Genomic DNA, 9,767 nt, shown 5'->3' with positions numbered 1-9,767 from the left:
TTTCGATTTCCGCGTTTAACTCGCGTTAAACCCTTCTTTTTTCAGGGTTTCTTCTTTCGGAGCAACCGTTCCTCCCTTGAGGAGTGGTGCAAAGATAGGAAGTTTAGGAACAAACTTCCAAGCCTTTTGTTCTTATTTATTTCATTTTGGGCATAACTGCCTGGAAAGATGGGAGATTCTTTTTCGGTATCCCCCTCCCGGAGCGGAACTGCAGGGGCAGATGGCCGGTGAAAGGTTCTCCGGGCGGGGAGGAGGGCGGCCAGCAGCTGCGCTTTGACGGAATGGCCGGAGAGGTCGAAGTATGTGGAAAGGCACACCGCCGGGGCTCATGACCGGTATCTTGCCCAGGTTGCATGCAGCAGGCAGTGCCGAGCTGGACGTAAACGGCCGCAAACATGGTCGTGTCGAGCGGCCAATGGAGGTCATTTAAAACTACATCATATCATGGGTTAGTTTAGGGTTTAGTTAGGGTTTAGTTAGGGTTAGTTTAGGTTTAGTATAGGTTGTACCTATACTAAACCTAAACTAAGACTAAGCTATAGGTAAACAAAAACCAAACTAAGGAATAAGAAGGTGGTAACGGTGTTATCTCCGTATTAGCTCCACACCGAATCCGATTCAGGCATGCAATAAAAAGAGTTACTCATACTTAGGAGAATTTCAAAATCGCACATCTTTTATCCAATCTAGCTCAACCCATCAGGCTTCTTCCTGAAGCGGAACATATCGATTGCGTAATCGAAACAAACGATTGCACAAAACATTCGTCAATGGCTAAAGGAAAACTGATGGTCGAAGCAATTCTCGTCCCGGTTGGTGGCCTTTAGACTGCTGGCTTTAACCTTGACTCGAACAATGGAGCCTGCCTCTGCTCAGTCGACCATCAGTTGCCTATACAAAGAGATATCGGTGGGATTAATAGTGGTAGGAAGTAGCTGAAGGGCATGAATACCTTCAGCAAAAGATTAGTTTTTCGTTGCTTTACAAGCAACAGTAAAAAAATAAAAGGGGAATGATTGTAGTATTTCATTTCCCCTTTTTGCTTTGAGTATTCCTTCTTTGTTAATGAATACCTTTAAAAATTCTATTCCAACGTATTTTTGAAAGCCCATTACCATCTGCATTCCAGCTCATCCAGGTAAATAGTGCTTTTCCGACAATATGGTCTTCAGGAACAAATCCCCAGTCTCTAGCATCGAGCGAATTGTGTCGATTGTCGCCCATCATCCAATAATAATCCATTTTAAATGTATAGGAATCTGTACGCCTACCATTGATATATACGCCATCCGATTTCTGCTCTAACAGGTTCTTTTCATACACGCTTATGGCTCGCGCATAGAGCGGCAACGTCTGAGCATTCAAGGAAATCGCCATTCCTTTTTTTGGAATCACAAAAGGTCCGAAATTATCGTAATTCCATTTATACTGAGGATCATTTGGAAAAGTATTTGCTTCGGCTTCTCCAGGCTTGCGTAAGTTCATTTGCATGGATTTAACATTGGACCAAGATTTTACCATAGGCGCTTGGTCATTTGTTAAAAAGATGAGATACACACCGGGCTGAATGGCAGAAACTTCTATTCCCATATCTTTCAAGCGCTGCTCGTCGAGCCCTGTCTCATCAGTGACCACTGTATAATCCATTTGACTTTCTGGCGCTACAAAGCCTAGCTTGTCATTTACAAACAAGACACCTTCTTTCATACTGATTTTGTCTCCGGGCATTCCCACACATCGCTTAATTAGATGTTCTCTTTTGTCAACGGGACGAGTTTGAATCGTAAATTGTTGATGTACGGCCTCACGCCCCATGCTACGTACCAAATCGTAATAGGGTATGTCTTGATTTTCCACCGCAACCGTATCGCCGGCAGGGGCATTAAATACGATCACATCATTCCTTTTTATTTCTTGAAATCCGGGCAATCGCTTGTAAGGAATTTTAATAAGCTCAGAGAATGCTTTTCCGTCTATAAGTGGCATGGTATGATGTGCAAAAGGGAAAGCTATGGGTGTATTTGGAATACGGGGACCATAATTCAATTTGCTGACAAAGAGATAATCTCCAATCAGGAGCGACTGCTGCATAGAACCCGAAGGAATCATAAATGCCTCCAATAAAAAACCACGAATCAGCGTGGCAGCAACAGTGGCAAAAACAATGGCATCGGCCCATTCGCGCACCATCGACTTTTTATAGGGGTATTTCTTGCTATAATCTATATAAGACTCATGTGCGATTTCCAATTCACTTTCCTTTGTCGTTCCGCGACCTTCGGCGTGAGCTGCTCTCAAATTTTTGGCATATAGCCCGCTCAAAAATTGCACATTTTTATCCTTACCCCAAAGTGGTAAAACAATAAACGGAACTAATACAGCAGCGCAGTTCTCCCAAAATCTTCTCTTTCCAAAACAATGAATAAAATCGAGATAAAGATTATAAAAGACAAAGACATTCACGATTGGTACGATCAATAGAATAAGATGCCAAGCCTTTTTGCCCAGTATCTTCGATTGTATCCATTGACTATAAACGGGAACAACACCCTCCCAACCTTTACGGCCTGCTTTTTTAAATAGCAGCCAAAAACCATAAGCTGCAATGAGGGTCAATACAATAAAAACGATAAGTATCATAAGTTTGCTTTAATTGCAACAATAGTGAGTAAATTCTCAATAAATAAATAATCTGGCCGCGGATGCTGAAGAATCCTTCGCTTTTTGCAGTTCATTATACCGCATGATATATGTTATAAAAAGATCGTAATCATACTTCTTTTCATTTTCAAATTCCGCGAACAACTCCGGTTCGTCATTAATTAGCTTACCAAAAATGATGGGTCTTTTCTTTTTCACATCGCTAAATAAGCCATTTTGATTGCTATTTATCTCGATGACCTCACCGGTTGATTTTTTTAATGCATAAGCATGTTTATACTTTGTGACCATGATATTTCCCATTGTACCTCCGCCTCCACCGATAGCCACCCCAGCCCCAGCGCCGACCTTGGTTTCGGAAACATAATAGGCCATAATTTCTCCGTCAACGAGTACCTCCGCAAAAGTGGGTCCCTGACTGAGTCCTTTCTGAATGCGATACATCTCTGGAGATGTACCCGGAACCACTTCTAGTCCGTTTTCCACGTAAGAGGGTGCATAAACTTTCCTTTTCGATTGCCAATACGCCCGGTATACATCCCCGGGCTGAAAAGTTAACTTTTCTTTTTGCTGATTCTCAAATTTTAGTCTATGATCTTTGATAGACGAGATTTTTCCATAAATCGTATCAGCATTCATAAGTACCAAGTAGTCCTGGTCTTTTGCAGTTTCTTGAGCACGCACAATTGACGTCCCCAATAAGGTGAATAAAATCACATTGAATAAGATTGATATGACTTTCATACAAGGCAATATGCTATAAATAACTTTTGAAATGAAATGAACACGCTTTTTTTATACAAGCTAAAGCTACCTTTGAGTTACATTAAGCTTGAAATGGAATTTCTTCTCCGCACTTAGTGTAAAACTACATAAAAATATGAAATTCATACCCCACAAAGCAAAAGCCACATCACAGAAAAATGATGTGGCTTTTGCTTTTGCTGATTGAGTACTTTTAACTTGTATATTTACTTTCAAATTCTGCTGAAGCTTTATTGACTCCATTACCCATATTTTCAAATGCTTTATTGATATTATCAAGTAATGCAGATTCTGTCGTTGCATCGGATGTTTTATTTTTGCGAAGCTCAATCAATTTCGGATAATCCTCCGTAACGATCTTCTTGTAGCCGTTTAACCCATCGAGCACTGCTTTTTGGAATGTTGCATCACCTTTAAAATCACCAAGGTCTTCTACTTTTTTGATGTCATCATTTAAAGACTTCTCCCATTCTGTGCGCACTTGTTCAGCTTTGGTATAATCGGAGCTATTCATTGCTGCATTCATGTCCGTCACATGTTTTTCACTTCCGTTGATCACAGTAATAATCGAATTATTGTATGCTGCAGGATCTTTTGCTCCCGACTCACAACTCGACATAGTAAGAACCGCCATGGTCAAAACGGCGGTAATCATCTTTTTAATCATATTGATCTATTTTTATTTTAAATTTTAGTATTTGGAACTCATTTACACAAAGATAGCTTCGAACATAGCGCAATCCCATCACGGAAATCAGGGATTTATAGAAGCTATTGAAACCTATAAGGCTGCTAGTTGATTGCGAAAGTTGTTATTGCCATTACGTTGATCAAACCGATCCGCAAGTTGATGCGCCAATTTCCTATAATGCCCAGCCAGTTCGCTAGCTGTGTAGCTAGTTTTACCTTGGAAAAGATTATGCTGCTGCCCTAGCTCAAGCATAAAATGTTCGTCAGCTCTAAAATTTTTCATGGCTTCACAAACGTAGCACGCCAACTGAAACATGGATCTATTTTCGGGTCCATCGGCCCAGGGTAAAAATCGTTCGATCCATTCCTTGGATTTACCGAGGTCGGTATACGAGAAATATGTTGCTAGTTTAATAGCTGATATTAATATTGCGGAATCTTTCTCTTTCTTAAACACCTCCGTTTCTGCGAGTTTTGCCATTCTGTCTGCTTGTTCAGCATCTCCATGCTTGTAACCTTCATATGCAAGGTTTACGGCAGTACGCAGAGGAACATGTGAACAGGTGAACTGTCCTTCAATGAGTGGAAAAGCTTTTTCTACTGCTGGGGCATAGCCATACTGCATTAATGTTGCTGATACTTCTGCATCCATTTCACATGCTTCACAGTCACTCATATCATCTCTTTGCAAAGCATTCACATTCGTCAATGCCACTTCAACAGCAGCCAGATCCTTTTGCGCCAGGGCATCACTGAGTTCTTCGTTGTATATGGCGCGCTTACCATAACCATTACGGATCAACCGTTGTTCAAAGTCGCCTAGAGCAGCTTCTATCTGTTCACGGCTGACCGCGGGATTGTCATATAGTTCGGCCATCATCCATTTATACTGCCATAAGAAATCCTCTTCGTTAAAGCGTTCCGGATTTTCATCATACGCCTGCAGTATCCAAGCAAAAGCAGGTAAAGATTCAGTCGAAAAAGCAAGATCGATCTCCTCGCTAATTAAATCTAAACGGAGCTCATATCCCCATTCAATATCTTGATTTTCATCGGCAATCCGAATAGCCTGCGTCAATAGGTTGACTTTCTCCAATGTATTATCTACTCGTGCAACTTGATTGCGAAGTTTCTGAATTTTAAGTGTATACATTTCTATTTTATTGTGTTCTTTTAATGAATTATAGTTCCGTTATAAACAACTTTTCTAATGGCCGGATGAGAAACGTAAAAAAACGGCTTAAAGATTCACGAAATTATCCAGTCCCATGACAATGAGGTTCTTCAGGGCCTCGTTCAAGACTTTCATTTCACGTTCCTGTACCGGATACTTGCCTAAAATCAACGCTTGCACATACAGGACTTCCATCACTGAACGGAGCATATACGCATCCTTTATATCCATTAGCGTGGTGATCAATGCATTATCGGCATTTAAACATAATGTATTCTGGATCTTATTTGGCCTGGATGTCTTGAGTACCTGCGCAAAGGGATTTGCATTTTCCTTCAATTGGCTAATCGTATTTTCCACGTTATTTTGGTCCATTTTTGTAAAAATGGCCGGCGTATCAACTGGTTTAAACCGTCTAATTTCCAAAATGCAGTTGTAGTCGTCCAAAATGCGTTGTGCATCTTTCTGAAAAGAAAAATATTGATGATGCTCGTCTTCATGAATCGGCTGAAAGGTCTCTAGTAGCTGATTGGGCGACATCTCTGTAATAGTATACTCGGGATATTTTTGTTTGATCTTACGGAGTAGCTCGGTATCAAACGTATAAGAAGCATTAATAAGCATTATCCCCTGCGTATCAGCCATTCGGTCAATCTGTTTAAAATCTTCAAAGTCGGCGCAATAATAGAGTTGTTGCTGATAATCAATTATATTTTGAAAGCTTCGTTGTCCACGGTTGGTTTCAAACGGGATATCCGCCAAAAAGATTGCTAGGAAATCGGGATCTTCTAGGGCGAATGCTTTTAAATGAAGATAATGCGTTTGGATAATACGTATATAAATATCGTAATCAATCTTCTTCACTTGCTGCAGGTACGTCTTCAAAACGGCAGCAATTTCCTTTCTCGCCTGCCGCAGCAAATCATTTTTCATCAGAGACTCCCGCGATGCGGTGGCACTAAGTTCCTCCGTATTGACAAGCATACGTACAAAGAATGCCCAGTTTGGCAAAATCGATTGATCTTCTTCGGCTAGGAACATGCGCTTCAAATAGATACGGTGACGCTGCTTGCTGCTAAATTGCGTACGAAAAGGTAAAACATACAACACGCCCTTTGCTTTTCCCGCAGTCGTTTCAAATGGAATTGCGTCCAAAAAGTTGACATGAAATAGCTCTTTCCCTATCGCTAACAAATCTGTTTTCGAAACCGATGAAGCAAGCCATTTAGGTTCATCCTTATGGATGATCTTTTCAACACCTCCTACCACGATTGAAATGGATTCTCGCAGTGCATCTCCATAAAACTTAATTTTCTTCTCGAAATAGTCCGCTTCAAAAATATAATTGTATTGTTTTTTGGGGCTTAAAATTACCTTCGTTCCCACAGGAATATCATCATCACTCAGGCGCTCAATCTTATAGTCGCCTTCAGCTCTAGCCGTCCAGCGTAAGGGTTGCTGTTCAAGCACCGATTTTGTTTCCACAATAATCTCATCACTGACGACAAAACAAGAGAGCAGTCCAATGCCAAACTTTCCAATAAAATCCTGTGCATCCTTGATGTCCTTACCTTTCGAACTCTCGCCAATAACCGACAAAAATTGGTGGATATCGGACTCCTTGAGACCTATTCCATTATCTTGGAACATAAATTTAGGTTGCTCAACGTTTGGTAATTCTATCTTGATTTTTCCTTGATGATGTTCATCCAAGTGTTTTAATGCTGTAATTGCATCCACCCCATTTTGAAGCAGTTCCCGAATAAATGTGTTGGGATCGCTATAAAGGTGCTCTGAGAGCAGCGCGATCATTCCTTTCAAGTTTACCTGAAAGGAATATGATTTTTCTTCCTGCATGTTTTTGTTACTTTCTCGTTTTCTTTGTCAATCGAATAGCTTCTTCATGTCCATTATCTGCCGCCCGTTCAAACCACTCCAAGGCAAGCGTTTCATTTTCTTCCACGCCATCTCCCATGAGGTAGCAGTTGGCCAGTTTATATTGTGCATCAGCATGGTCAGCATCGGCAGCTTTCATCAGCCATTCAATACCGTCATGAAGGTCTGTCGGTACACCTTCTCCGTCCAGCAGTTGTAAGCCAACAAAATAACAGGCATAAACATTTCCTTGTTGTGCTACTTCAATAAATTGGCTATAAGCAGCTGTTTTATCGATCTCGGCACCTATTCCGAAATACAAACAGCGACCCAGTCGATAGATCGCTTCCTGATTTCCTCGTTCTGCGGCCTGTTTATAATACTCAAATGCTTTTGCTGGCTGTGCTTCTATTCCGATACCAAACTCATAACACATACCCAGTCCATCTGTCAAATATCCAAGCTTCTCAGCACGCGTATAGTAATCAAAGCCTTTATCATATTCTTCACGCTGATCATAGTCGAAGAAAAAATAGTCGCCTAGCAGCAACAATGCTTCACCTACATTTTTTTGTGCAGCCTTTTCCAGCAATTGAAGACCAAGGGGCACATCCTGTTTCACAAGGCCGGTCAAATAGTATCTTCCCATGACGTAGATTGCATACGGAAAACCTAAATCAGCCGCCTTTTTAATATATTCTTGTGCTTTAAAAGCATCTTTGCTCAGCCCATAACCATATTCATAACAAAGGGCAAGATCAGTCAACGCCTGCACATGGTTTCGCTCGGCAGCCTTTTGGTATAAATCGATCATCCGATCTAGATTTATTTCCGTACCTATGCCACCACGGTAACATCGAGCTAGTTCATATATACTATTTAAATCTTGCATGCTAGCACCTGCTTCAAAGGCGGCAAAAGCAGCGGTTGGCTGAGGAGCGCCTGTCTGGTGATAGTCATTTTCTAAATAAATTCCCTTCAGATAATAAGCATATGGGTAACCCAGATCAGCTGCACGTGAAAAATAATCAAAAGCCAATTTGTAGTCTGGTTCGGCCTTCAATTCGGACGCTAATCCCATTTCCGTTAGTGCAGTAACATTATTAGAAGCGGCCGCTTCTTCGAAGTAAGGGATTGCAGCTGCCAAATCAGGTTCTTCGCCATGAATGCCATATTTCAGGTACCTGCCGACCTGATATAGAGCCTGCGGGAGTTTATCTTTTGCGGCATCTTGATAATAGGCAAAAGCTACCTTGTAATCAGGATCTATTCCATCATAGCCAGATTCTATCATATTGCCCATGCGCAACTTCGCATAGGCAATATTTTTTTGTGCCAGTGCACTAAATTTCTGGAAGGCAGATGTTTCATCTCTCGGCAGGAATCTTCCTTCTAGCAGTATTTCCGCAAGTTCAACCTGCGCTTCGACATAATCATCTCGCTGGTCGAGTAGCTGCAATAAAGACAGGCCCCTTTCGATATCCTGAAGTGTGTCATTATAGAGGTAAAGACAGGCAAGACGATAGCCTGCATAAATATTATTGTAGTCGTATGCTTTCTGCAAATACCATAGTGGCTGCTCGAAATCCTCCTTTACCTGATTAGTGTTACTTAATCCCTGAAGTTTGATGAGCGCTATCTGCACTGCAGCGTCCATCATTCCATATTCAAATAATTCGTGATATTCTGGTATAAGACGTTCCAGTTCAACGGAAGAAGTTGCATCTGCGCGTTTTATATCATTCAGAACAAACCTGCAGTATCGGGAATCGGTCAAGGCGATACCCTCTTCCAGGATCTCCAGGCGTTTGGCTTTATTGTCTTTACGAGCGTAGTAAAATTGTAACGCTTCATAATAATGGCGTAATAGTTTTTTCTCCTGAGCGTGTCTAAGCACCTGAATTCGATCAAAGACTTCTTCAAATTTATCGGTCCATACATCTATATGGGCAATATACGCGGTTGCATAAAGATCGCCTCCCAAAGCAAGCGATTCAAGTTCAGCTTTGGCGGTTTCCCGTTCAATATCAGCCAACACACCTAAATAATTATAATATAAATAAAGAGGTCTCGCCCATTTAACCCCAGCCTCCATACCTCTATTTAAATACAACGACGCTTTTTCCTTTTCTACAGCATGCCGGCGACATAAAACATGTTGTAGCCCCAACTCGACCCATGCTTGCGGACTTATAGTGGCATAGCGTTCCAATATTGCTCTGATTTTATCGATAAAAAAAGTATAATCCTCATCGTTTAAATAGACATTTGCAGCAAAATCAGTTCCTTTTTCAAACAATGCATCGTAAAGAGTGGTTGCACTGGGCTGCTGCATATTATACTCAAAATGAATGAGAGCATCAAGCCATATATCTGGTGTAATGGGTTTCGACAGATCAATTGTCAATTGAGGTTCAGCGGATTGCAATGCAGCAACTTTACTGAAATATTCTTCACTTAACTTCATATATAATCCTTGTAGTACGTGGTAAAATAAGCTTTTTTGTGCCCTGAAGGCGCTAAAAAGTAACAAAAACTTTGCCACTGTAGAGGGAAAGACGAGAATAACACAAATCAACAACGCAACTTAATTGCTTTTAAA

6 protein-coding genes are annotated in these 9,767 nt (G+C 41.1%); all 6 read right to left on the bottom strand.

The genetic code is table 11. The features are described from left to right. Positions 1–1,062 precede the first annotated feature (1,062 nt). Positions 1,063–2,640: a signal peptidase I gene (gene lepB, locus B2W36_RS07895; protein ID WP_293887331.1), complete on the bottom strand. Its 1,578-nt coding sequence runs from the start codon at positions 2,638–2,640 to the stop codon at positions 1,063–1,065. A gap of 36 nt (positions 2,641–2,676) precedes the next feature. Beyond that, entirely contained in the window at positions 2,677–3,405 is a 729-nt protein-coding gene (locus B2W36_RS07890) for a hypothetical protein (protein WP_293887330.1), read from the bottom strand. A gap of 214 nt (positions 3,406–3,619) precedes the next feature. Continuing rightward, positions 3,620–4,093 carry an LIC11966 family surface protein gene (locus B2W36_RS07885; RefSeq protein ID WP_293887328.1) on the bottom strand — a complete coding sequence of 158 codons (474 nt, stop codon included), beginning with the start codon at positions 4,091–4,093 and terminating at the stop codon, positions 3,620–3,622. A 114-nt stretch (positions 4,094–4,207) separates the two neighbouring features. Continuing rightward, on the bottom strand, positions 4,208–5,269 hold the full coding sequence (locus B2W36_RS07880) for a hypothetical protein (protein WP_293887326.1): 1,062 nt from the start codon (positions 5,267–5,269) through the stop codon (positions 4,208–4,210). 87 nt (positions 5,270–5,356) lie between these two features. Then, positions 5,357–7,147, bottom strand: a complete 1,791-nt coding sequence (locus tag B2W36_RS07875) for an HSP90 family protein (RefSeq protein ID WP_293887324.1) — start codon at positions 7,145–7,147, stop codon at positions 5,357–5,359. Positions 7,148–7,154: 7 nt separating this feature from the next. Next, positions 7,155–9,632, bottom strand: coding sequence for a tetratricopeptide repeat protein (locus tag B2W36_RS07870; protein ID WP_293887322.1), 2,478 nt, complete (start codon positions 9,630–9,632; stop codon positions 7,155–7,157). Between the last annotated feature and the right edge of the window lie 135 nt (positions 9,633–9,767).

Origin of the sequence: Sphingobacterium sp. UBA3549 (assembly GCF_002376635.1) — a bacterium.
Taxonomy (GTDB): Bacteria; Bacteroidota; Bacteroidia; order Sphingobacteriales; family Sphingobacteriaceae; genus Sphingobacterium.
The sequence above is the reverse complement of the archived record's forward strand: the minus strand, read 5'-3'. Positions and strand labels throughout refer to the sequence as shown.

Excerpts from the sequence above, each read along its gene's own strand:
- lepB (WP_293887331.1), bottom strand. The coding sequence starts at position 2,640 with ATGATACTTATCGTTTTTATTGTATTGACCCTCATTGCAGCTTATGGT.
- B2W36_RS07890 (WP_293887330.1), bottom strand. The coding sequence starts at position 3,405 with ATGAAAGTCATATCAATCTTATTCAATGTGATTTTATTCACCTTATTG.
- B2W36_RS07880 (WP_293887326.1), bottom strand. The coding sequence starts at position 5,269 with ATGTATACACTTAAAATTCAGAAACTTCGCAATCAAGTTGCACGAGTA.
- B2W36_RS07875 (WP_293887324.1), bottom strand. The coding sequence starts at position 7,147 with ATGCAGGAAGAAAAATCATATTCCTTTCAGGTAAACTTGAAAGGAATG.
- B2W36_RS07870 (WP_293887322.1), bottom strand. The coding sequence starts at position 9,632 with ATGAAGTTAAGTGAAGAATATTTCAGTAAAGTTGCTGCATTGCAATCC.
- B2W36_RS07885 (WP_293887328.1), bottom strand. The coding sequence starts at position 4,093 with ATGATTAAAAAGATGATTACCGCCGTTTTGACCATGGCGGTTCTTACT.